Genomic DNA, 22,722 nt, shown 5'->3' with positions numbered 1-22,722 from the left:
GGGGGGCGGCTTGCCACCGGCTTAACGGGGCGGTCGGGCCATGTCCCGCGCCCGCACCTCCCGCGCGGGATTGCCGGCATGGATCATCCAGGGCGCAAGGCTGCGCATGGCAACGCCGCGCGCACCAAGGACCGCGCCCTCCCCCACGCGCACGCCCGGTCCGACGAAGGCCTCGGCGCAGATCCACGCCCGCTCCCCGACCTCGACGGGTCGCGTCACGAGTTTAAAGGACGGATCGGACGTATCGTGGGTGCCGCCGCAGAGATGCGCCCCCTGGGAGATGACGGCGCGCCGCCCCACGGCAATCCGCCCCATGGCATAGAGGCGCACGCGGGGACCGATCACCGCCTCTTCGGCGATGTCCAGGTTGCGCGGCAGCCAGATCGCGGCCGAGCCGTAGATCCGGGCGCCCGCCCCGATCCGCGCGCCGAAGACCCTCAGGAGACCCGCCCGCCACGTATGGAGGGGTGGCGGCGTCCAGCGCGCAAGGAGCAGCCAGACCGCCGCGAACATTATCCGTTCCAGACGGTTGGCGAGCGTGAAGGAAGCGCCGCCGGTGAAGATGTTCCGTCCCTCGCAGGCCTGGAGGGGATCAGGCCCGGCGCGCATGAGCGGCCTCCTGAAGAAGCTCCGCGAGCGCCTCCGCCGCGCAGGACACGGAGAAATGCCGCTCGTACGTCCTGCGCGCCTGCCGCCTCATCCCGTCCACGGCGGCGGGCGCGAGGGCGAGAAAGCGGGCAAGGCCCTCGACCGTACCGGCGTGGTCGTTCTCCGTCACGAGCCCCGCACCGCCGGCTTCGATTTCCCGCCAGATATTGACCCGCTTCGTCGTCAGGACCGGCGTGCCACAGGCCATCGCCTCGGCCAGGATGATGCCGAAATTCTCCCCGTGCGACGGCAGCGCCAGCGCCTCCGCGCTGAGAAGGGCTCCCCATTTCGCACATCCAAGAAGCGGTCCGGGCAGGTGGACCCGCCCGCCGAGCCCGACGGCCGCGGCGGTCGTCGCAAGTGTCTTCGCGATTCCCTCCTGATCCGGTCCCGCCACGACGAGGTGAAGGTCCGGCCGGCGCGCGGCGATCTCCGCGAAGGCATCGACAAGCAGATCCGCCCCCTTCTTGCGATGAAGCCGCGACAGGAACAGCACGAATGGCGCCGAGCCGAGGCCCGGACAGGCCGCGCGGAACGCGGCCGGCCCCTCCTTTCGGTCGCGACTGCCGGGCTGGGCCGCCCCATAGGGAACGACATGGCCGCGGTAGGGCCACATGCGGAACATGCCCTCGGCCAGCCGCTGCTCCTCCCCCGAGGTGAAGAGAACCTTGTGCGCCCGCGCCAGCACCCTGCCCTGGTACGTTGCCCAGAAGGCCTGCTTCAGGGCGTGTTTCGCCGGGTAGGCCGCCCGGAACCACGGATCGAGCATCCCGTGGGTGAACACCAGGTGCGGCAGTCCCGCCCGGATCGCGGCCTGCCCCCCGGCGACGGAAGCGTGGTTCCAGAGCCCGTGGATCACCGCCGCGTCATAGGCGGCCGCATGCTGCCGCATCCACATGCCGAGGCGCGGCGTGTACCCGTAGCGGTGCTGCACCGGCCCCAGGCCGAAGACCCGCGCCGGGAAGCACAGCGCGTGGGGGGAGGTCTGCTCGTCGAGGCACAGCACGTCCGTCTCGATGCCGAGCGCGGCCTGCGCCTTGGCGGAGTGGCGCAGCGCCTCGACGGGGCCGCCCTGCGCTGGATCGACCGAGGCGATGATACGAAGAACCCTCATGTCAGGGCGATCTCCGCCGCCTCTTCGAGGCTCGCCGCGATCGGCACCCCCTCGCGCCGCGCCCAGTCGACGTGGCACATGCCCTGGCCCGTCATCACGAGGATACCGGGAACGCCCCGCGCGCGCCCCGCCCCGATATCGCTCGGACGGTCTCCGATCATCCAGGATGCGCCGAAATCGATATCCGCAAGGCTCCGCGCCCGATCGAGGAGCCCCGGACTCGGCTTGCGGCAGGTGCAGCCCGCGTCCGGTGCATGCGGGCAGTTCTGCCAGTCCTGCACGAAGACCTTCTCGGCCACGAGCTGACGGTCCGTCTCCCGCATGACCTTCGAAAGCGCATCCCGCGGGAAGAGGCCGCGGCCGATGCCCGACTGGTTGGACACGATGACGATCCGGTAGCCGGCCTCCGCGAAGCGCCGCATCCCCTTCGCCGCGCCGGGCAGCAGGCGCACGCCGCGGGGATCGCTGAGGAAATGACGATCCTCGATCACCGTCCCGTCCCGGTCCAGAAAGACGGCCGGCCGCATCATCGGTAGGGATCCATCGTCGAAAGGTGCGTCTCGACGTAATCGGCGACGCCCGCCTCGATATCGCGAAAGGGCATGTCGATTCCGGCGCGGCGGAGCTTCGCCATCTGCGCCTCGGTGCGGTACTGGTAGCGCCCCTCGAGGGCGACCGGGAGCGGGATGTAGCGGATCTCCGGCTCCCGCCCGAGCGCACGGCCGAGGGCGGCGACGAGGTCCGCGAAGCTGCGCGCGACGCCCGTTCCGAGGTTGTAGAGACCTGACGGAACCGGCCGCTCCAGCATGGCCAGCATCGCCGCCGTGCAGTCCTTGACGTAGACGAAATCGCGCGATTGCTGTCCGTCCGCGATGCCGGGACGGTCCGACTTGAAGAGCTCGACAGTCTCCCCACGGGACAAGGGGCTGAAAAACCTGGTGACGACGCTCATCATGTTCTCCTTGTGATACTCGTTGGGGCCGTAGACGTTGAAGAACCGCAAGCCGGCCCAGAGCGCCGGCGCCTCTCCGGCGCGCGCCCGATCCAGCAGGATCCGGTCCGTGGCGGCCTTGGACCAGCCGTAGGCATTCAGGGGGGCAAGGGCTGCGAGGGCGGCGGGAGCCTCGTCATCGGCAAGGTCCGTCTCCCGCGCGCCGTAGCTCGCCGCCGAGGAGGCGTAGAGAAGGGGCACCCGTGCAGCGGTGCACCAGTCCCAGAGCCGGACCGTCGTGCGGATGTTGCGTTCGATCAGCAGGTCCGCATCGCGCTCCGTCGTGGCCGAGATCGCGCCCAGGTGGATCACCGCCTCGACGCCCTGCCGGCCCTCGAGCCAACGCGGAAGATCCTCCGGGCGCACGAACTCCGCGATCCGGCGCTTGCTCACGTTGCGCCACTTCTCACCCGTCCCGAGCCAGTCGCACAGAACGAGAGGCCCCGCGCCCGCCGCCTCCAGGTCGGCGAGCATGTTCGAGCCGATGAAGCCGGCGCCGCCGGTCACGAGGATCACGCCGCCCCCTCCCGCGCGCGGCGGATGATCGAGGTGGAGGACTTGCCGTCCACCAGCGGCGCAAGACGCACCTCGCCGCCGTAGCCGAGGACGATATCCGAGCCGACCACCGCATCCATGCTGTAATCCGCCCCCTTCACCAGAACGTCCGGCCTCAGGGAGCGGATCAGTCGGACGGGCGTGTCCTCATCGAAGATCACCACCGCATCCACCGTTCCGAACGCACCGAGGACTGCGGCGCGGTCGAGTTCGGGATTGATCGGGCGATCCGGCCCCTTGCCGAGGCGGCGGACGGAGGCGTCGCCGTTCAGCCCGACGATCAGCACGTCGCAGGTGCTGCAGGTGAACTCCAGAAGCGCGATGTGGCCCGGATGCACGATGTCGAAGACACCGTTGGTGAAGCCGATGCGGCGCCCCTCCGCCCGGCGTCGGGCGACGTAGCGCACAGCCTCCTCGAGCGACAGGAGCTGCGGTGCGCCGAGGCGCTTGCCGTCCCGCTCCGCCGCCTCCAGCCGATCCGCCAGTTCCTCCGGCGAGACGGTCGAGGTGCCTCGCTTGCCGACCACGATCGCGGCGGCCGCATTGGCGATGCGCGCGGCATCGGTCATCCCGACCCCGGCGGCGAGAGCGAGCGCGAGGGTGGCGATGACGGTATCGCCGGCACCGACCACGTCGAACACCTCCCGCGCCTCGGCGCGGATGTGGCACGGGGCCCGTCCGGGGCGCGCGAGCGTCATCCCGTCGCTCCCCCGGGTCACGAGGAGCGCCCCGACGCCGGCGCGTTGCGCCAGCTGCAGCGCCGCCGCCGCCAGCGCCGCCTCCTGCCCGAGGGGCGCGCCGAACGCCCGTTCCAGTTCCGGAAGGTTCGGGGTCAGGACGTCGGCCCCCGCATAGCGCTGGAAGCCCTGCGCCTTGGGATCGACGGCCACCGGAACGCCCTCCTTCCTCGCCGCCGCGACGAGATCCGCGATCACGCGCCCGGTCAGCACACCCTTGGCGTAGTCGGACAGGATCAGCGCTCCGGCCCCCGGCAGGCGCCGCCGCACGGCGTCGACGACGGCCGCCTCCTCGGGCGGCGACAGGGGCCGCAGCATCTCCCGGTCCACCCTGAGCATATGCTGGCCGAACGCGACGAAGCGGGTCTTGTGACTGGTGCAGCGGTCGGGCGACCGGATCAGGTCGGCCTCGATGCCGGGAGCCCCGTCCAGGAACGCGCCCAGGATCACGCCGGCTTCGTCCGTCCCGATCACGGAGACCAGCTCGCAGCACCCGCCGAGCGCCGCCACGCCGCGCGCGACGTTCGCCGCGCCGCCGGGCACGGATCGCTCCCGCCCCGCCTCGAAGACCGGGATCGGACGCTCCGGCGAGATGCGCCCGACATGCCCTTCGGTGAACGTGTCCAGCATAACGTCGCCGACACAGACGATCCGCTGGCCTGCGAAGGCGGCGACCCATGGCGCGAGCGACGTCATCGCAGAACCTCCTCGTAGACGGGCACCGCGCCGGCCATGACGTCCGCCGCCGAGACGATGTGGTAGAGGGAGGAGGCCCGCACCGGCTCCTCGACGAACGTGCCGTCCGGCTGCCGCACCTCGCGCCAGAGCCCCGGCCGGGGCCCCGACAGGAACCGCCCGAGGGCCCTGAGAGCGCAGTCCCGCCGGAGAATCGCATCTGCTCGTTTCGCGCCCGTCTCGCAGGACGCGACCTCCTGCCAGAACTTCGCCCGCTCCGCCTGCGGCCAGAGCCGGGCGCCCCGCGCACGCACCTCGAGCCGCTCGTTCAGCGCATCGAGGACGGTGCCATCCGCGGCGAGCCCGTGGGTCTCCGCCGTCCGGCCGAGGCGCTCGCCGTCCGCGACCGCCTCCTTGTCGTCGGACATGCGACCCCACCTGATCAGGAGCCAGCCCCATTCGAACAGGTGACCCGGCTCGATCAGCAGGCCGTCGGCGTCGGGCACCGGCGTCCAGTCGGCGGCATAGACTTCCGGGATCACGCCGACGCTGCGCTGGATCAGCCTTTGCCGCGCTAGCCGCGACAGCCCCGACGCCATGCCGCGCCACGGTCCCGGCCGGCCGGTCGCGGCCCAGGCGATGGCCGCCTCGAAAAGATGCATGTGCGGATTGGCGAGCCGTCGCCCCGGCCCGGCGTGACCGTCCGAGTAGCCGCCACCGGCAAGGGACCGATCCGCCAGCGCCAGCGTGACGCGCCGGGCCAGCGCTTCCGCCGCCGGATCGGGAGACAGGGCGGCGAGCGCGAAGAGGACGAAGGCATCGTCGTAGAGGTCATGCCGCGCGTTCATCGCCCGCCCGTCCGGATCGAGACGCGGGACCACCGTTCCGTCGAGCCGCACGAACTTGCGCGACAGGATCTCCAGTCCCGAACGCGCGACCCTCAGCCCCGCCCCCTCCCAACCAAGCCGTGCGCCCGAGGCGAAGACATAGACCTGCCGCGCCGTCAGCCGCGCGCGCCGGGGCCGCGCGATGGCGCGCAGATCCGCCGTCAGAAGCTCGGCGAACCCGCCATCCGCCTCGACGCCATGGGCGGCCCAGAGCGGCAATGCGGTCCCGTTCATCCAGCGCAGGAGCGCGGACGGTGTCATTCCGCCGCCTCCCGGACGGTGAGATGCGGATCCAGCATGTTCGCGACTTCCTCGACGGCGATGTCCCGCATGCCGGAGGTGCGGTGAATGACCTGGACGTCCTGACCCATCGGATGCCATTGCCGGGGCGCGTTATGGTCCCCGAAGAGACCGATCGTCGGTACGCCCAGGGCCGCGGCGAGATGCAGCGGTCCCGAATCGTGGCCGATGAACGCGAGCGCGCCCCGCATCGCCGCGCCGCTGACCCGCGGCGACAGGGTGCCGCAAAGGTTCGCCACCGGACCCGGCCAGGCCGAGAGGACGCAGTTCGCCGTCGCCCGGTCCTCCGCCGCGCCGATCGCCATCACGCCGATGTCGTACCGCCCGATCATCCGCGCCAGCTCCATCCAGTTGCCGGCGCCCCAGTCTTTCGTCGCCGCCTTGCCGCCCATGTTGATCGCGATGAAGGGCAGCCCGCCGAAGGGCGCCCGCGCTGCCCGCCCAGCCCGCACCTCGGCGTCGGTGAGCTTCAGATCGAACGCCATCCGCAACGGGATGTCCCCGGGCGCCAGGTCCGCACAGCACCGGAGCAGCCGGAACACCTCGCGTTCCGTCTCGCCGGTCTCGGGGTGTACGCGGGCGTGCCGCTCTTCATCTGTCTTCGGCAGGCAGTGAATCGTCCGGATCCCGGCGAGCTGGAAGAAGGCCACGTCCCGCCGGATCGCCCAGGTGCTCCGCTCCGGCATGAGCCAGACCGCTTCGTCGGCGCCGGTCTTGCGGATCTGCCGCGCCAGCCTCGCCAGCGCCCTGGGATCGCGCGTGCCCGCCGGGTAGGTCAGCACCCGGTCCACGAACTGGCCGTGCTGCCCCAGGACCGACATCAGCGGCGGCGCATCCGCGGCGACCGGCATGTTCGTCAGCACGATACGCTCGCGATCCGGGAAGGCGCGATTGATCGCGTGGAAGCAAGGCAATGCGACCACCGTGTCGCCGAAACTGCCAAGTCGATAAATCAGTATGGGCCGTGACATGGGTGCGCCTCCTCAGGTTGTATTCGGATCAGCCCGACTGCATGACGCAGGGCTGCAAGACAGGTGAGACCGTGGGCCAGAGCCACCGCCGCCGCGATCCCGGCGGGCGTGCCGAGCGTCGATGCCAGTGCCGCGCCCAGAACGGCGGCGAGACAGAAGGCCCGCGCGATGTCCCCGTGCCGGTTGATCGCGGCTATGGGAGCGAAGAGGCCCGACCAGAGGATCTCGAGAAGCGCGGCCGCGGCGAGGGCCGCCGTGAGGGCGAGACCGGGCGAAAGCGCGCCGCCCGAGAGCAGCGCCGCCCCGGCCGGGATGCCGAAGGGCGCCGCGAGCGCGTAGAGCAGCGCACCGCCCCCGAGAATCCTGCCCTGGACGCGGACGAGCCGGCTGTGACGCGCACGGTTCCTGGCGCCGTGGGCGTAACTGTATTCGGGTGTGAAGGCGTGGCAGATGGCGTTCGCCGCCGACACGCCGACCCGCGCGACGGTGCGGCTGACGGAGTACAGCGCGGCGGCAGCCGGCGATGCCGCGGCACCGAGGATCAGAAGGGGCGCCTGGAGGAGGAGCGCATGTCCAAGCGGTATCAGCATGCAGGCCACCGAGGGCCCCGCGAGCGCGCGGAGCCGCGTGCCGCTTGCCCGAGACAGCCCGAGCCTCAGCCACGGCGCTCTGGCCCCGAGCCACCCGGCAAGCACCGCCAGTGCCGCGAGGCGAGTCGCGAGGGCGCATGCGGCGGCCCACAGGAGCGAGCCGCCGAGAACGGCCGCAAGCGCCACCGCCGCCGCCTCCCCGAGCCGGGCCGTGGCGCCGAACGCCGCTTCCGTCGCCGGTCGCCCCGCCGCGCGCAGGCCGGCTGCCATCAGAAGGAAGAACTGGTACGACAACGCGCTCGCGATCTGGAGAAGCAGCACGGCGCGCACGAGGTCCGGCGCCACCGGCCCCAGATGCAGGATCCGCTCCAGCGGCAGCAGGAGCACGCCCGCCCCGAGGGTGATCGCCAGAAGGGCCGCGCCCGCGAGAAGAAGCACGAAGATGCTGTGGTAGGTCTCCACGGCGCCGTCCCGATCCCCGGCGGAGACGCGCAGGGCCATGTCGGTCTTGCCTGCGGAGGTGAAGCCGAAATCCGCAAAGGCGAACGCGGCCGGGATTGCCGTCAGCACGGCCCAGACGCCGAAGACCTCCACGCCCCAGGAGGCGATCAGGATCGGCAGGAGCCCGACCTGCACCGCGACGGTCACCGCCTGCCCGTAAACCTGGGCGCCGAGCGTTCGTTTCAGCCGGCTCATGCCCCCCGCTCCCTCCACCAGGTGGCCAGAAGCGCCGAGACGACCCACATCAGCACTGCGTTCCGCCCGGCAAAGGAGATCAGCGAATCCACGCCCTGCTCCGCCAGGTACCAGGTGATCGCGATGAAGCCGTGCCCGAGAGCGGAGGCCCTGAGATGACCGAACGCGATGTTGAAGGCGATCAGGATCGGCAACAGAACCAGGATCGGCGCTGCGATCACGGCGACGGGCCCGCCCATCGCGAGCGCCGTTGCGGTGAAGCCGAGGACCGGCCGCGCGGAGCTGCCGTATTCGCGGATCCCGTAAGCCCAGGCCACGCGATCGGAGCCGACCATCACGCTCTTGTCGATCAGGATCGACGGCAGGATCCCCTCCAGGGCCTCCCTCGCGAAGGGTCGCACCCCCATCACTTCGCCCTCGAGAGCCATCCGCGCGACCTGGTCGACGGGCAGGATGAGCATGAAGCGGTCGAAGGCGCCGCGCTCCGGGAAGACGTAGCTGCCCGCCTCGCGATAGGCGTAGGAGAAGCCGGCGAAGAACCTCGCCTCCTCTTCGGCAAGGGCGGCAGGGTCAAAGCCGTGCGCTTTGAGAATGGTCCAGCCCTCGAGCACGCGATCCATCAGCCCGATCTCGAGAAAGTCATTCCGCATCAGATGGATGACCGGCGAGACGTAGAGCGCGATGACGGCCGCGGCACCGATGGCCACAAGCGACGGCAGGATCCTCAGCCGGGCCCTTGCGGCCAGGAGCCCGAGGAGGAGGCAGACCCCGAACTCGAACACCTCCCGCTTCGTGTTCGCCACGAGCGACAGCGTCACCATCGCGATCCCGGCGAGGATGAGGACCCGGAACGGGCCTCGCGCGCCGTCGATCAGGAGCCGGCGGGAGGCTGCCGCGATGCCGAGGGTGAGCAGGAAGGTGAAGCCGCCGAAGCCGCCGAAGCCGTCCGTCTGGTGCAGGACACCGGCGACCATGCGCGGACGCACAGCGACGTGCAGAAGAAGGAACGCCGCTCCCGCCGCCAGGAGCCAGGGATAGGCGCGCGCGAGCAGCCCCGGATCCGCCCAGGCCCGCACCGTTGCCGGCCGAACGACATGGCGGGCGACGAAGCGCGCGATCTCCGCCGCGCCCGCGGCCGCCACGAAGCCGCCAAGGAGGATCGCGCAGGCCATTCCAGGCTGCTGGAGGTTCGACTGGAGGGGCTGGGCGTAGGCCAGCTTCACCGCGAGCGCGGCTGTCCCCGAATAGATGCCGAGTGCGAAGACGTAGTAGTCCCCGGGCCAGATCTCGTCCCGCATCAGCCGAGAGATCCCCCAGAGCGACATGGCCCCCATCGACGCCGTCAGGAACCGGTCCGAGCCGAGCGCCAGATGCCCCGCCGCGAGGCAGAGATGCGACGCTCCCGTCAGCCAGATCGCGGCGGCGAGGCGCGGATGCGCGGCAGGGAGGGTTCCGCCCGTCATCCGCCCCGCTCCGCATCGAGAGGGACGGACGCGCGCGCCGTGTCGGAGGCACGGGCCAGCGCCTCCATCTCCGCGGCTGCGCGCGCGAGGATCGCGGAGCCGTCCCAGCGCGACAGCGCGCGCGCGCGGGCCGCGCGGCCAAGGGAGAGACGCAAGGGCTCATCGTCCAGAAGGCGGCCGACCGCATGCGCCATCGCGGCGGCATCTCCCGGCGGCGTCACGATCCCGCAGCCGGCGACCTCTTCGGCAAGGGCGGTTCCCGGAGCGGCGGTGGCGACGACCGGGCGGGCCGATGCGAGCATGTTGGTGAGCTTGGACGGCAGCACGAGATCGGCGGCGCTGCCCATCTGCGGCAAGAGGTGCACGTCCGTCGCGCCGAGAAGCGCGCTCAGCCGCTCGGGCGGTTGGAGCGGGCGAAAGGCGACATTGTCCAGACCGCGGCACAGCTCCTCCAGCTCCGCCCGCGACGGCCCGTCGCCGCAGACGAGGAGGGTCAGATCGTCCCGCTTCTCCAGCGCCCGCGCCACGCCGGCCAGAAGCTCGACGCCCTGCTTACGGGAGAGGCTTCCCGAGTAGAGGGCGATGCGCGGGCGGTTGAGGCCGAGGATTTGCCGCATCGGGGACGGCCCCTCGAAGGGCGCGATGGCGGCGATGTCGGCCCAGTTGCGGAACTCCGTAAGTCGCGTCTCAGAAACGCCCTTGGCGGCGAGACGCCGCTTCATCGGGGCGGAGATCGTGCTCACCCGGTCGAAGCGCCTCAGGATCGCACGTTCGAGGGCGCGGGCAAGGCGCAGCACCGGCCCGTCCCTCATCAGCCCGGTCGCACCGGCCGCGTCCACCTCGAGATCCTGCACATGGAGCCAGGCGGGCGCCCCTGCGAGCGCGGCCGCGGCGAGGGCGACCGGGGCGGAGGCGAGGGAGGGTGCGACCGTGAACACGATGTCCGGCCGGAAGCGGATGGCGGACCAGGCGGCGGGAAGCGCGGACGAGGCCGCGAAGGACAGGTGATGCAGAATGCGAACGATGCCGTTCGGGCGAGGCGGAACGTAATGGGGGCAGTGGAGGACGCCGAGCCCCGGCGCGGCCTGGCGCCGCTGCCATAGAAAGCGCGAATGCCCCTCGGCGACGGCCCAGCCGGGATAGTAGGGTTGCCCGGCGATATGGCGGATCGTGGCGCCCCGCTCCGCGAGGTACCGTGCAAGTCCGCTGGTATAGACGGCGATCCCGGTTCGTTCCGGCTGGGAATTCAACCCCAGGATGAGAACCTTCACCGGGCCCGAGCCCGGATCCCGCAAGGAAGCGGTGCGGAAAGGATGCGTTGTTTGCCATTTTTGTACACACAGGACACACCGGTCGACATCTACGTACACCTAGCTAACGCACCACCTCCCTCAGGGTATTTTAGCTTTTTCATTTTGCAACTAGAGATTGCTCCCTCTTAGGTTGTTTCGTGCTGTTTCGCAAAGTTGATTGCGTGCCGCTACGTTCGATAACTTTCATTTATCAATTTCATGCGCGTTTCCCATTGGACAGCACCGTGATCAGACGCGAACATGGCAGCTATTATTCAAACCAGGCGGCATTCATGGCAGACAGGCAGCTCTACCTCACCTTCACCGACACCGATGTCAGCGGCATCATCACTCTTTATTGGGAGACGGCTCCGGAAACCTGCGCCGCGCTGTGGGGGGCTCTCGAATCGCCCATCACCGTGCCGGCCAGCCACGCGATCTTCTCCGGCCCCGAGATCATGATGGGCCTGCCGGAGGAGGCGCGGACCTTCGATCCCCGCGCCCTGCCGCCCGAGAACCAGACGATTCAGCCCGAAGCCGGCGACATGTTGTGGTTCTATCAGCCGAAGAACTTCTTCAAGATCGACCCCGACGAGTTCTGGGAGATCGGCATGTTCTACGCCCATGGCGGCCGCACGTTCGGGCCCACCGGCTGGATCTCCTGCTCCTACTTCGGTCGCATGACCGAGGGGCTCGACGCCGTTGCCGAGCAGTGCAAGGCGATCCGCAAGGACGGCATCAAGACCGTCGAGATCGGCCGGCTGAAGTGATACGGCAGGGCCGCGTGAGCGCGGCCCGCCGCTTCGTTCACCATTCTCTTTCAGGGAGACGCGACATGAAGACCATGACTTCCACCCTTGCCCTGGCGGGCCTCGCGGTCAGCGCCGGCGGCGCCTTCGCCCAGGGGCAGACGCTGACGATCAACTCCTTCGGCGGCGCCTATGAAGAAGCGCACCGCGAATGCGTGATCACGCCCTTCGAGGAGGCCACCGGCGCCACGGTGCAGATCGTCACCGCCTATTCGGCCGACGCCTTCGCGCAGCTCCGCGCCCAGGCCAGCGCCCCGCAATTCGACGTCATCCACTTCTCGGGCGGCCAGGAAATCGTCGGCGCCGAGGAGGGGCTTCTGTCTCCGATCGACCCCGCCGCGCTCGAGAATGCCGGCAATCTCTACGACTTCGCCAGGACCAACCTCGAAGGCGGAGAAGGCCCGGCCTACTCCATCGCGGCCATCGGCCTCGTCTACAACGAGGAGACCGCCCCCGAGACGCCCACCGCCTGGGCCGACCTGATGGACGGCACCTATGCCGACCACATCGTCCTCACGGATATCTCGAACGGCTACGGGATGCTCGGCTTCCTGATGCTGAACCAGGTTCAGGGCGGCTCGCTCGACGATATCCAGCCCGGCCTCGACGCGGTGTCGCAGCTGCTCGAGAACGGCGCCTTCGTCGTCTCGACCTCGCCGGAGATCCAGCAGGAGTTCGCGCAGAACGACGCCTGGATCGCGCCCTACGCGTCCGACTACGCCTACACCCTGTCCAGCGCCGGCCTGCCCGCGCGTTTCGTGCAGGGCGAGGAAGGCACGCCCGCGAGCTTCATCACGGCGAACCTCGTGGCCGGACGGGACAACCAGGAGCTGGCGACGCAGTTCATCGACCGGACGATCTCCGCCGAGGCGCAGGCGTGCTTCGCCGAAGCGCTGCGCTACTCCCCGACCAACAGCACGGTCGAGCTGGCCGATGACGTCGCCGCCGATGTCGTCCTGGGCGCAGAAGCCGTCGAAGGGCTGATCCGCTTCGATCCGATCAAGATCGAGGAAAACCGCTCCGACTGGGTCGACCAGTGGAACCGCACCATCGCGCGATAACTCGCCGCCGGCATATATCGCGCCGGGCCCCCGTCCGGGCCCGGCGCATCCCCTGGCTGCCGTCCCCTCCCGGAGAGATATCTTGAGCGACCGTGCGGAGAACCTGATCCTCGCCCTGCCCGGCCTGCTGTTGCTCGCCGTGGCCTTCTTCGTGCCCATCGCCCAGATGCTGCTTCTGTCGGTGCAGGGGGAGGAGGGTCTGACGTTTGCGAACTTCACCCGTTTTCTCGGCGATCCCTACTACCTCGGTGTGCTGTGGCGAACGGTGCGGCTCTCGCTCCTGATCACGGCGATCTGCGCCCTGATCGGCTTTCCGCTCGCCTACATCATGGCGCGAGTCGGGCCGCGGATGCGCCTGTGGCTGATCGTCCTCGTGATCCTGCCGCTGATGACCTCCGTCGTCGTGCGCACGTTCGGCTGGATGGTGCTCCTGGGCCGCTCCGGCCTCGTCCCCGACATCCTGCGCTCCCTCGGCCTCGCGGGGCGCAATTTCTCCATCATGCAGACGGAGAGCGCGATCGTCATCGGCATGGTCCAGGTTCTCTTGCCCTTCATGACCCTCTCCATCCTCGGCGTCGTCTCGCGGATCGACACCCGCCTCGAGGAAGCCGCGCGGACGATGGGATGCGGCTTCGGCGCGACACTGCGGACCGTGGTCCTGCCGCTCGCGCTCCCCGGCATCGTGGCGGGGTCGCTCCTGTGCTTCACCCTGTCGGCCAGTTCCTTCGTCACCCCGAACCTTCTCGGCGGCTCCCGGATCCAGGTCCTCGCCGCCTCGATCTACCGCTCGGTGACGCAGACGCTCGACTGGCCCTTCGCCGCGGCGCAGGCCGTGATCCTCTTCGTTGGGGTCCTTCTCATTCTCGTGCCCTATGCACGTCTCGGCGGGGGGACACGCTGATGGTCGGCGCAATCTCCCGGCCCGTTCGCATCGCCGCATGGATCTTCGTCCTCGCCACCGGCCTGTTCCTCCTCGCGCCGCTCGTCGTCGTGATCGGGGTATCGGTGTCCGAGAGCCAGTTCATCTCCTTCCCGCCGGACGGGCTGTCCCTGCGGTGGTACAAGGAGGTCCTGTCGTCGGATTCATATCTCGGCGCGGCGTGGATCTCCTTCCGGGTGGCGCTTCTCGTGACTCTGACCTCCACGCTCTGCGGCGGTGCGGCGGCCATCGCGATCAACCGCCGCGTCCTGCCCGGCTCCGGCGCCCTCGCGACGTTCTTCCTCTCGCCCCTCGTTCTGCCGACGATCATCTATGCCATCGGGATGCTGATGCTGTGGAGCGCGATCTTCGGCCCCGTCACCATCGTCACGATCTGGATCGGCCACACCGTGATCACCATCCCCTACGTCGTGCGCACGACGCTGGCGGTGCTGTCGGAGAGCGATCCCTTTCTGGAGGAAGCAGCACAGACGATGGGGGCGGGCCGCGTCCAGCGGCTCTGGCTTGTCGTGGTGCCGCAATGCCTTCCGGGCCTCGCCGCCGGCGCCTTCTTCGCCTTCAACATCTCGTTCGACGAGGCGGTCGTCTCGCTGTTCCTGCGCAAGCCGGGCCTCACCACCCTTCCGGTGCAGATCTACGGCCAGCTCGAATTCAGTCCCGACCCCTCCGTGGCCGCCGTCTCAACGATCATGATCGCCCTGACGGTCGGCCTCATCCTCATCATCGACCGCATGCTCGGCGTGCAGAGATTCGCGAGTTCCTGATCCGATATGGCAGACGTCAGACTACACCAGATCAAGAAATCCTTCGGCTCCGTCGAGGTGCTGCACGGCATCTCGCTGGACATCGCCTCCGGCGAGTTCATCAGCCTTCTGGGCGCCTCGGGCTGCGGCAAGACCACGCTTCTGAGGATCGTCGCCGGGCTCGAGGGCGCGACGGAGGGGCGTGTGGAGCTTGGCGGGCAGGACGTGACCGGACTGCCGCCCGAGAAGCGGGATATCGCGATGATGTTCCAGTCCTACGCTCTCCTGCCGCACCTGAGCGTCGCCGAGAACGTTCGCTTTCCCCTGCGGATGCGCAGGATTGGAACGAAGGCGGAGCAGCGTGAGAGGGTCGCCGACGCGCTGGAGACGGTTCAGCTGGGGCATCTCGCGGAGCGCAAGATCTCGCAGCTCTCGGGCGGTCAGCAGCAGCGGATCGCGCTCGCGCGCGCCATCGTCTCCAAGCCCAAGGTCCTGCTGCTCGACGAGCCCTTGTCGAACCTCGACGCGCGGCTCCGCGAAGACATGCAGGTCGAACTGATCGAGATCCACCGCCGGCTCGGTCTGACGACGATCTTCGTCACCCATGATCAGGAGGAGGCGCTGTCGCTGTCGGATCGCATCGTTCTTCTGAACAAGGGAAAGGTGGAACAGGAAGGCGCGCCGGATGAGATCTATTCCAGCCCTGCCACGCCTTTCGCCTCATCCTTCCTCGGCGCCTCGAACCTCTTGCCGGCGACCGTCCGCCGCGTCGGCGGGACAGCCATCGCCGAACTCGAGGACGGGCAGACCGTCGCGCTGCCCGCGGACACCGCCGAAGGGGCCTGCACCCTGGCGCTGCGACAGGAGGACATCACCCTGTCCGGGGAAGGCGACGCGAATTTGACTGCGGAGGTCGCGACACGCGTCTATCTCGGCGCGCGGAGCCGCTATATACTTCGCCTCGCCGGGCAGGATCTCCGCGTCCTGACCGGTACGACGCCGACGCATGAGGTGGGCTCGAAGGTCGGCCTCGTGTTCGACGCGGACCGTATCCGCATTCTCCCCCCTGAGACCGAAAAGACCTCCAAGGACACCTGACATGAGCGACTTCGAGACCCGACTGCTGATCGACGGTGACTACGTGGACGGAAGTGCCGCGCCGGAGCCCGCGCGCGATCCTTCGAGGGGCGAGGTGATCGCCGATGTCGGCTCCGCCGCGCCCGACCAGATCGACCACGCCGTCCAGGCCGCCCACCGCGCCTTCCAGGACTGGCGCCGCACGACGCCGAAGGAGCGCTCGCGCCTGCTCTGGACCATCGCGGACCGGATCGACGCGGAAGCCGAGGGTCTCGCAGCACTCGAATCGCTGAATGCCGGCAAGGTCGCGCGGTTCGTCGCCGGCGGCGAGATCCCGAACGTGACGGATGTGTTCCGCTACTTCGCCACAGCCGCGCGAAACATCCCCGGCGTCGCCGCGAACGGCTACCGCGCCCCCGGAATGACCTCCATGCTGCGGCGCGATCCGATCGGCGTCGTCGCCTCCATCGCGCCCTGGAACTACCCGCTACTGATGGCCGCCTGGAAGCTCGCCCCTGCCCTTGCGGCGGGCAACACCGTGGTCATCAAGCCGTCCGAGAACACACCGCTCAGCCTTCTCGCCCTCGGCCGGATCCTCAGCGACGTCCTGCCCAAGGGCGTGGTGAACATCCTCTGCGGCGGCGGCGAGGCGGTTGGCCGCAAGCTGATCGAGCATGACCTCGTGCGGATGATCTCCCTGACCGGGGACGTCCGGACCGGCCGCGCCGTCCTGCGCTCCGCCGCCGCGAACGTCATCAAGCGCACGCATCTGGAGCTCGGCGGCAAGGCCCCGGTGATCGTCATGAAGGACGCCGATCTGGACGCGGTCGCCTCCACGCTGAGGGAAGCGTCCTTCTACAATGCCGGTCAGGATTGCACGGCGGCCTGCCGCGTCCTCGCCGATGCCGCCATCGCGGACGAGCTGACCGCCAAGCTCGAGGCGATGGTGAAGGACATCACGTGGGGCGCACCGAACGACGAGGGCGTCGAGTTCGGCCCCGTGATCTCCGCCGCTCAGCGCGACCGGATCGACGGCTTCGTCTCCCGCGCCCGCGAGGGCGGCGCCGAGATCGTCGTCGGCGGCCACGCCCCGGACGGCAACGGCTATTTCTTCGAGCCGACGCTGGTACGCGCGCCGATCGATGCCGAAATCGTCCAGAAGGAGGTGTTCGGCCCCGTCGTGACCGTCACCCCGTTCTCGGAACCGGACGAGGCACTCCGCTGGGCCAACGCCTCCGAATACGGGCTCGCCTCCTCCGTCTGGTCGCAAAACGGCGCGGCGGCGATGCAGATCGCCGACCGGCTTGAGTACGGCGTCACATGGATCAACACGCACGGCGTCTTCGCCACGGAGATGCCCCATGGCGGCATGAAGAATTCCGGGTACGGTTCGGATCTGTCGATGCAGTCCCTCCTCGACTACACACAAGCGCGCCACGTGCTTCTTGCAGGCTGATCGGACCGCCGCTCCATGCGACTGATCGACATGCGCAGCTTCGTCGTCCTTGCGCGCAACCGCCATTTCGGGCGCACCGCGACGGAGATGAACACCACCCAGCCCGCGATCTCCGCGCGGCTGGCCGGGCTCGAGCGGGATCTCGGCCACCGCCTCGTGGAGCGGGGCGAGGGACGCTTCGCGCTGACCGCCGGGGGGCAGGAAACCCTGCGCCGCTTCGAGAAGATCCTCGGTGATGTCGACGATTTGCGGGAGACGCTGTCCGGCGGTCCCGCCCTTTCGGAGCCCATTCGCATCGGCGCCATCGACTCGGTGTCCTCCACCTGGATGCGGGCGCTGGTCGACGCGCTTCACATGCGGTTCCCCGATCTGCCGGTGGAACTGACGGTGGACACGACGAAGGCCCTCACGTCGGGGATGGAGAGGGGCGAGTTCGACCTGATCTTCTGCCTGCGTCCGGTCCTCGGGGAGAGCTATCGCAGCTACAGCGCCTGCGTCTTCCAGATGACATGGGCGGGCTCCGCGCGACTGATCGACCCCGACCGGACCTACACGGTGAGCGATCTGGCGAGGTTGCCGATCATCTCCTTCCCGGAAGGCTCTCCGCCCTACGAGATGATCGCGCCGTACTTCCACGACGAACGGGCGCTGGCCTCGAAACTGACAAGCTGCAATTCGCTCTACGCGATCATCTCGATGATGATGGACGGGTTCGGCGTCGGCGCCGTTCCCGCCGTCACCATCGACCGGGAGTTGCATTCGGGCGCCCTCTATCCGCTGGCTGTCGCGAAACGCTTTCCGGCGATGCCCATTCTCGCCAGCTTCCAGACCGCGACGCGAAGCGATCTCATCCGCGAAGTCGTCCGTGAAGCGCGGAAGGCGGCGGGAACCTACTGCGCCTCCGTCCGTCCGGACCTCGCCTGGGTCGACTGAGACCGTCCCCGGCTGAAAAGGGCGACCGGGCGCGTCGTGCAGGCGGTCCGCCGTCAGATCGGCATGACCACGCGATGACCGCCGATCTCGTGGACCTCGACCTTGCACTCGTAGAGCGCGCCGAGCGACGCGGCGGACATGACCTCCGGCGGCGGCCCGGCATCGTGGATGCGTCCGTCCTTCATCGCGACGACATGGTCGGCGAAGCGCGCGGCGATGGTCAGGTCGTGCAGAACCACGACGACGGTCTTGCCGGCGCGGGCCTCTTCGGCAGCAACGTTCATCACCCGGCGCGCATGGGCGAGATCGAGATTGTTCAGCGGCTCGTCGAGCAGCAGCACCTCGGTCTGCTGCGCCAGCGCCATGGCGATGAGCGCGCGCTGTCGCTGCCCGCCGGAGAGCGTGTCGAGGTGACGTCCAGCGAGCGGTTCGAGGTCGACGAGGGCAAGGCATCGCCGCACGATGTCCCTGTCCTCGGGCGTCAGCCGCCCCTGCGAATGGGGATAGCGGCCGAAGCCAGCGAGGTCCTCCACGGTCAGGCGCGTGGCGATCACGGTATCCTGCCGCAGGACGGAGAGCCGCCGGGCCAGATCCCGCGACGGGATCTGGGCGAGATCAGCACCGTCCAGCCGCACCGATCCGCCGGTCATCGGTGTCAGCCGTCCGAGCACGGAGAGCAGGGTCGACTTGCCCGCCCCGTTCGGCCCGACGAGAGCGGTGAGCGCGCCCCTCGGCAGGACGGCATCGATGCCGTTCAGGATCGGCGCATCGCCGAGGGAGGCGGTCAGGCTCTCGATCTGGATCATCGTACGGGCCTCTTGAGGATCAGATAGATGAAGACGATCCCGCCCAGAGCCTCGATGACGACGGAAACGGAGGTCTGAAGGCCGAGGACGCGTTCGAAGAGGGTCTGGCTCGCCACCAGGATCACCGCGGCCAGGAGGGCCGACAGCGGCAGGAGGACATCGTGACGGAATGTGCCCGCGATCCGGTGGGTGAGCGCGGAGACGAGCAGACCGAAGAACACCACCGGCCCCACGAGCGCGGTGGAGACGGAGACGAGGAGCGAGACGAGCAGAAGGAGCCGCTTCGCGGCACGGTCGTGGTCGACCCCGAGATTGATCGCCGCGTCCCGGCCGAGCGACAGCACATCCAGTTCCCGCGCGCGGGCCATGAGCGCGGCAGCGGCGGCGAGCGTGACGAGGGCGGCGATCCACAGAAGCCGCGTGTCCACCGCGTTGAAGCGGGCAAAGGTGGCGGACTGGATCATGGTGAACTCGGACGGGTCCATCATCCGGTTCATGAGCCCCGTCACGCTGCGGAACACCACGCCGATGATGATCCCCGTCAGCACCATGCGATTGAGGTCCCCTGCCCCGCGGAGCACGATGGAGAAAAGCGCCAGCGCCGCAGCCAGCATCAGCGCCGTCTCCGCGCCGAACTTTACCAGCGGATCGAGGGATACCGCGCCGACGCCGCTCAGCGCGAAGACGAGGCCGGTCTGGATCAGAAGGTACAGCGCATCGAAGCCCATGATCGAGGGCGTCAGGATCCGGTTCGCCGTGATGGTCTGGAACACGATGGTTGAGATCGCCACGGCCGCCGCGACAAGCGTGAGCGCGGCCAGCTTCTCGCCCCGGAAGGCCAGCACGAACCCCCAATCGCCCCGCGCGCCCCATGTGAGGAAGAGGGCAGCCGCGACGAGGTAGGCAAGCAGGGCCGGCAGGAGGAGTCTAGTGGCCACGGGAGCCCCGGCTGTGAAGCAGCCACAGGAAGATCGCCCCGCCGACGATGCCGAGGACCGTCCCCACCGGAATCTCGTAGGGATAGCGGATGACGCGGGCGAGGACGTCGCAGGCCAGGACGAGCGCCGCACCCGAGAGGGCGACGATCGGCAGCGAGTGGCGCAGGTTGTCGCCCCGGATCCGGCTCACGATGTTGGGGACGACGAGGCCGACAAAGGGGATCATGCCGACCGTCACCACCGTCAGCGCGGTGATCACGGAGACGATGAACAATCCGAAAGCCATGACCTGCCCGTAGGAGAGGCCGAGATTGACGCTCATGTCCCGCCCCATCCCGGCGATCGTGAAGCGGTCGGCGAAGAGATAGGCGAGCACGGTCAGGCCGCCGGAGATCCAGAGATACTCGTAGCGCCCGATCATGACGCCCGAGAACTCGCCGTTCATCCAGATGCCGATGTACTGCAGCAGATCGCGCTCGTAGGCGAGAAACGTCGTCGCCGCGCCGAGAATGCCGCCATAGACGATGCCGGTGAGCGGTACGAGAAGCGGCTCGCGCGGCGGCAGACGGCGGACCATCGCGAGGAAGCCGGCCGTCCCGGCGAGCGCCGTCGCCGTGGCCGCCAGCATCTTGAGCCAGATCGCGGAGGCGGGGGCGAGAAGCGTCACGGCGACGAGGCCGAGGCCGGCCGCCTCCCCCGTCCCGGCCGTCGCCGGCTCGACGAACCGGTTGCGCGCCAGCATCTGCATGATGACGCCCGCCACGGCGAGGCCGGCGCCGGCAAGGAGCGCCGCGACCGTTCGCGGCAGGCGGGAGACGGCGAGGAGCCAGAGCCCCTCGGGATCCGTCAGGAGCTGGAGCGGGCCGATGCCGCTCGCCCCGGTGCCGAGGCTCAGAAGAGCCAGCAGTGCCAGGGCGGGATATGCGGCCCGCGCCAGGGTCACGAGCCTGTGGACCCGAACGCGTCAGCCAGGATGTCGAGCGTGTTGCTCAGCGAGGTCGCGCCGCCGCCCGAAAGGTAGATGTCGGCGGCGTTCAGGTAGATGACCTGGTCGTTCTGCCACGCGGTGGTCTCGCGCACGAGCGGGTTGTCGAGCGTTGCGCGGGCGCTGTCACCCTCGGCGCCGATGGCCGCGACCCGGTCGATCACGAGAAGCCAGTCGGGGTTCGCCTCGCGGATGTACTCGAAGGAGACCGCCTCGCCGTGGGTGCCGGTGTCCAGTCCCTCGACAGCCTCGGGAAGACCGCTCACCTCGTGAATCCAGCCGAACCGGGAACCGGCGCCGTAGGCGGAGACCTTCGGCCCGTTGGTCAGGACGACGAGCCCCGTCCCCTTGCCCTCGCCAGCGGCGCGGACCTCCTCGATCTTGCTCTCGATCTCGGCGGAGAGCGCCGCGGCCTCGTCTTCGCGGTCGAAGAGCGTGCCGTAGGCGTCGATCCGGGACAGCGCGACCTCGAGGCCGTTTTCGCCGGGGACCGTCATGTCGAGGGTCGGCGCGAAGCGGGAAAGATCGTCCACCTGCGCAGCGGACCGGCCACCGGCGATGATAAGATCGGGCTGAAGTGCGTTGACCGCCTCGAAATCCGGCTCGAAGAGGGTGCCGGGAATGCCCGGATAATCGTTCGCGTAGTCCAGAAGCACGTTCTCGATCGTCGTGATGCCCTCGACGCCCAGCGCATCCATCGTGTCGAGAGCGGTCATGTCATAGACCAGTACGCTCTCCGGGGAGGATTCCACGGAAACGGGCCCGCGAGCGGTCTCGACGCTGACCTCTTCGGCGAGGACGGGAGAAGCGAGAACGGCGCCTGTCAAGGCGGCGCCAAGGGCGGTGCGAAACATCATTCGGACTCCTCGATTTTGATGAAGGACGCCCGCGAAGCGCGCGTCCGATCTTGTCCGGTCATCGCGATATGAGATGAGCGGCCGGGGGTCCAGACATAAAGTTTAGAGTTTTAGTCGGAAAGCGGCGCAGCCCCGGCACATGCGCTCGGGGAAAGACCAGCGCCCGCCGCCGATAGCGCTGGAACCCTCCAGACGAAAAAGGCCGCCCCAACCGGGGCGGCCTGCCTGAGATCAGATAGTTACGGGATCAGGCGAAGAAGTCGTGAACCTCGCGGGACTGTCCTTCCAGCGTCTTGCGCATCTTGCCGAAGGCCGCCGCCTCGAGCTGGCGCACGCGCTCCTTCGACAGGCCCAGCTCGTCGCCGAGGCTTTCGAGCGTGCGCGGCGCATCCCGCAGTTTCCGCTCACGAACGATGAACCGCTCGCGCTCGTTCAGATCGCCGAGGGCGGAGACCAGCCAGCCGCGGAGCGTGTCGATATCCTTGTCGCGGGCGACGGATTCGGAGGCCTGATCGCCGCCATCCTCCAGCGTCTCGATCCACTCCCGCCCCTCGTCAGCCGACGATTGGGTCGCGTTCAGCGAGTAGTCGGACCCAGACAGGCGGCCTTCCATCATCTCGACGTCATGGAGCGGAACGCCCACCTCGGTCGCGATCATCTGGCGAAGCTGATGGCCGTCGAGCTTCTCGCCGGAGGCCGCGGCCTCACGCTCGAGACGCGCCTGAACCCGGCGCATGTTGAAGAAGAGTGACTTCTGGCTGGAGGTCGACCCGGTCCTGACCATGGACCAGTTGCGCATCACGTGGTCCTGGATCGACGCCTTGATCCACCACACCGCGTAGGTCGAGAAGCGGACACCGCGATCGGGGTCGAACTTGTCGGCCGCCTTCATGAGGCCGAGGCTCGCTTCCTGGATAAGGTCGTTCATCGGTGCGCCGTAGCGCTTGAACTTCGCCGCCATCGAGATCGCGAGGCGCATATAGGCTGTAATGAGCCTGTGCAGTGCTTGCTCATCGCGATTGTCGCGCCACGCATAGGCAAGGGCAAGTTCGGTCTCGGCGTCCAGAAGCTCGGCCTGCATGGCGCGCCGGGAAAGTGAATGATCGTAGGAACCGTCCAAAGCCATCTTCAATACCCCTGTCTTCGCCCGTCTAAGCGGGCCATTCTTGACCGTTGGTGCACCCGGCAAGACCCACCG

General features: G+C 68.8%; 22 protein-coding genes. 7 read left to right on the top strand and 15 right to left on the bottom strand.

Going from position 1 to position 22,722, the window contains the following annotated elements; all coding sequences use genetic code 11:
* Window positions 1-21: 21 nt before the first annotated feature.
* From RM543_RS07250 to RM543_RS07205, 10 genes are read right to left on the bottom strand one after another with little or no spacing between them, the layout of a single operon-like run.
* The gene (locus tag RM543_RS07250) at window positions 22-609 is read right to left on the bottom strand and encodes an LbetaH domain-containing protein (protein WP_311690222.1); all 588 of its coding nucleotides are present in this window, start codon (window positions 607-609) and stop codon (window positions 22-24) included.
* Window positions 593-1,762, bottom strand: a complete 1,170-nt coding sequence (locus tag RM543_RS07245; protein ID WP_311690221.1) for a glycosyltransferase — start codon at window positions 1,760-1,762, stop codon at window positions 593-595. The genes RM543_RS07250 and RM543_RS07245 overlap by 17 nt, the downstream gene beginning before the upstream one ends.
* Window positions 1,759-2,292 carry a D-glycero-alpha-D-manno-heptose-1,7-bisphosphate 7-phosphatase gene (locus RM543_RS07240; RefSeq protein ID WP_311690220.1) on the bottom strand — a complete coding sequence of 178 codons (534 nt, stop codon included), beginning with the start codon at window positions 2,290-2,292 and terminating at the stop codon, window positions 1,759-1,761. The genes RM543_RS07245 and RM543_RS07240 overlap by 4 nt, the downstream gene beginning before the upstream one ends.
* Window positions 2,289-3,269, bottom strand: a complete 981-nt coding sequence (rfaD, locus tag RM543_RS07235) for an ADP-glyceromanno-heptose 6-epimerase (protein ID WP_311690219.1) — start codon at window positions 3,267-3,269, stop codon at window positions 2,289-2,291. Before rfaD ends, RM543_RS07240 begins: the two co-directional genes overlap by 4 nt.
* Window positions 3,266-4,741 (bottom strand): D-glycero-beta-D-manno-heptose-7-phosphate kinase, encoded by a 1,476-nt coding sequence (gene rfaE1, locus RM543_RS07230; protein WP_311690218.1) that lies wholly within the window; start codon window positions 4,739-4,741, stop codon window positions 3,266-3,268. Before rfaE1 ends, rfaD begins: the two co-directional genes overlap by 4 nt.
* On the bottom strand, window positions 4,738-5,868 hold the full coding sequence (locus RM543_RS07225) for an AGE family epimerase/isomerase (RefSeq protein ID WP_311690217.1): 1,131 nt from the start codon (window positions 5,866-5,868) through the stop codon (window positions 4,738-4,740). The genes rfaE1 and RM543_RS07225 overlap by 4 nt, the downstream gene beginning before the upstream one ends.
* Window positions 5,865-6,878, bottom strand: coding sequence for a glycosyltransferase family 9 protein (locus RM543_RS07220; RefSeq protein WP_311690216.1), 1,014 nt, complete (start codon window positions 6,876-6,878; stop codon window positions 5,865-5,867). Before RM543_RS07220 ends, RM543_RS07225 begins: the two co-directional genes overlap by 4 nt.
* Window positions 6,860-8,164 carry a hypothetical protein gene (locus tag RM543_RS07215; protein WP_311690215.1) on the bottom strand — a complete coding sequence of 435 codons (1,305 nt, stop codon included), beginning with the start codon at window positions 8,162-8,164 and terminating at the stop codon, window positions 6,860-6,862. The genes RM543_RS07220 and RM543_RS07215 overlap by 19 nt, the downstream gene beginning before the upstream one ends.
* On the bottom strand, window positions 8,161-9,627 hold the full coding sequence (locus RM543_RS07210) for a hypothetical protein (protein ID WP_311690214.1): 1,467 nt from the start codon (window positions 9,625-9,627) through the stop codon (window positions 8,161-8,163). Before RM543_RS07210 ends, RM543_RS07215 begins: the two co-directional genes overlap by 4 nt.
* Window positions 9,624-10,922 carry a WcaI family glycosyltransferase gene (locus RM543_RS07205; RefSeq protein WP_311690213.1) on the bottom strand — a complete coding sequence of 433 codons (1,299 nt, stop codon included), beginning with the start codon at window positions 10,920-10,922 and terminating at the stop codon, window positions 9,624-9,626. The genes RM543_RS07210 and RM543_RS07205 overlap by 4 nt, the downstream gene beginning before the upstream one ends.
* Before the next feature lie 290 nt (window positions 10,923-11,212).
* On the opposite strand from RM543_RS07205, the gene RM543_RS07200 reads away from it, so the two are divergent.
* From RM543_RS07200 to RM543_RS07170, 7 genes are all read left to right on the top strand, one after another.
* Window positions 11,213-11,689 (top strand): DUF3830 family protein, encoded by a 477-nt coding sequence (locus RM543_RS07200; RefSeq protein ID WP_116083166.1) that lies wholly within the window; start codon window positions 11,213-11,215, stop codon window positions 11,687-11,689.
* Window positions 11,690-11,754: 65 nt separating this feature from the next.
* Entirely contained in the window at window positions 11,755-12,789 is a 1,035-nt protein-coding gene (locus RM543_RS07195; protein WP_311690212.1) for an ABC transporter substrate-binding protein, read from the top strand.
* A gap of 82 nt (window positions 12,790-12,871) precedes the next feature.
* On the top strand, window positions 12,872-13,690 hold the full coding sequence (locus RM543_RS07190; RefSeq protein WP_311690211.1) for an ABC transporter permease: 819 nt from the start codon (window positions 12,872-12,874) through the stop codon (window positions 13,688-13,690).
* On the top strand, window positions 13,690-14,493 hold the full coding sequence (locus RM543_RS07185; protein WP_311690210.1) for an ABC transporter permease: 804 nt from the start codon (window positions 13,690-13,692) through the stop codon (window positions 14,491-14,493). Before RM543_RS07190 ends, RM543_RS07185 begins: the two co-directional genes overlap by 1 nt.
* A gap of 6 nt (window positions 14,494-14,499) precedes the next feature.
* Window positions 14,500-15,570, top strand: coding sequence for an ABC transporter ATP-binding protein (locus tag RM543_RS07180; RefSeq protein WP_311690209.1), 1,071 nt, complete (start codon window positions 14,500-14,502; stop codon window positions 15,568-15,570).
* Window position 15,571: 1 nt separating this feature from the next.
* The gene (locus RM543_RS07175) at window positions 15,572-17,005 is read left to right on the top strand and encodes an aminobutyraldehyde dehydrogenase (RefSeq protein ID WP_311690208.1); all 1,434 of its coding nucleotides are present in this window, start codon (window positions 15,572-15,574) and stop codon (window positions 17,003-17,005) included.
* Window positions 17,006-17,020: 15 nt separating this feature from the next.
* A complete protein-coding gene (locus RM543_RS07170) occupies window positions 17,021-17,938 on the top strand; it encodes a LysR family transcriptional regulator (RefSeq protein WP_311690207.1) in 918 nt (305 codons plus the stop codon).
* Between the two features lie 53 nt (window positions 17,939-17,991).
* Here RM543_RS07170 and RM543_RS07165 read toward each other — a convergent pair whose 3' ends face one another.
* The 5 genes from RM543_RS07165 to RM543_RS07145 form a co-directional block, all read right to left on the bottom strand.
* Window positions 17,992-18,744, bottom strand: a complete 753-nt coding sequence (locus RM543_RS07165; RefSeq protein ID WP_311690206.1) for an iron ABC transporter ATP-binding protein — start codon at window positions 18,742-18,744, stop codon at window positions 17,992-17,994.
* A complete protein-coding gene (locus RM543_RS07160; RefSeq protein WP_311690205.1) occupies window positions 18,741-19,682 on the bottom strand; it encodes an iron chelate uptake ABC transporter family permease subunit in 942 nt (313 codons plus the stop codon). The genes RM543_RS07165 and RM543_RS07160 overlap by 4 nt, the downstream gene beginning before the upstream one ends.
* Window positions 19,672-20,625 (bottom strand): ABC transporter permease, encoded by a 954-nt coding sequence (locus RM543_RS07155; RefSeq protein ID WP_432280440.1) that lies wholly within the window; start codon window positions 20,623-20,625, stop codon window positions 19,672-19,674. The genes RM543_RS07160 and RM543_RS07155 overlap by 11 nt, the downstream gene beginning before the upstream one ends.
* Entirely contained in the window at window positions 20,622-21,521 is a 900-nt protein-coding gene (locus tag RM543_RS07150; protein ID WP_311691334.1) for a siderophore ABC transporter substrate-binding protein, read from the bottom strand. Before RM543_RS07150 ends, RM543_RS07155 begins: the two co-directional genes overlap by 4 nt.
* A 250-nt stretch (window positions 21,522-21,771) precedes the next feature.
* Window positions 21,772-22,650 carry an RNA polymerase factor sigma-32 gene (locus RM543_RS07145; RefSeq protein ID WP_311690204.1) on the bottom strand — a complete coding sequence of 293 codons (879 nt, stop codon included), beginning with the start codon at window positions 22,648-22,650 and terminating at the stop codon, window positions 21,772-21,774.
* Window positions 22,651-22,722 lie beyond the last annotated feature (72 nt).

This window comes from Tropicimonas omnivorans (assembly GCF_031846565.1).
Taxonomy (GTDB): domain Bacteria; phylum Pseudomonadota; class Alphaproteobacteria; order Rhodobacterales; family Rhodobacteraceae; genus Tropicimonas_B; species Tropicimonas_B omnivorans.
Note: the sequence above shows the minus strand (reverse complement) of the source record. Positions and strands in the feature narration are given on the sequence as shown.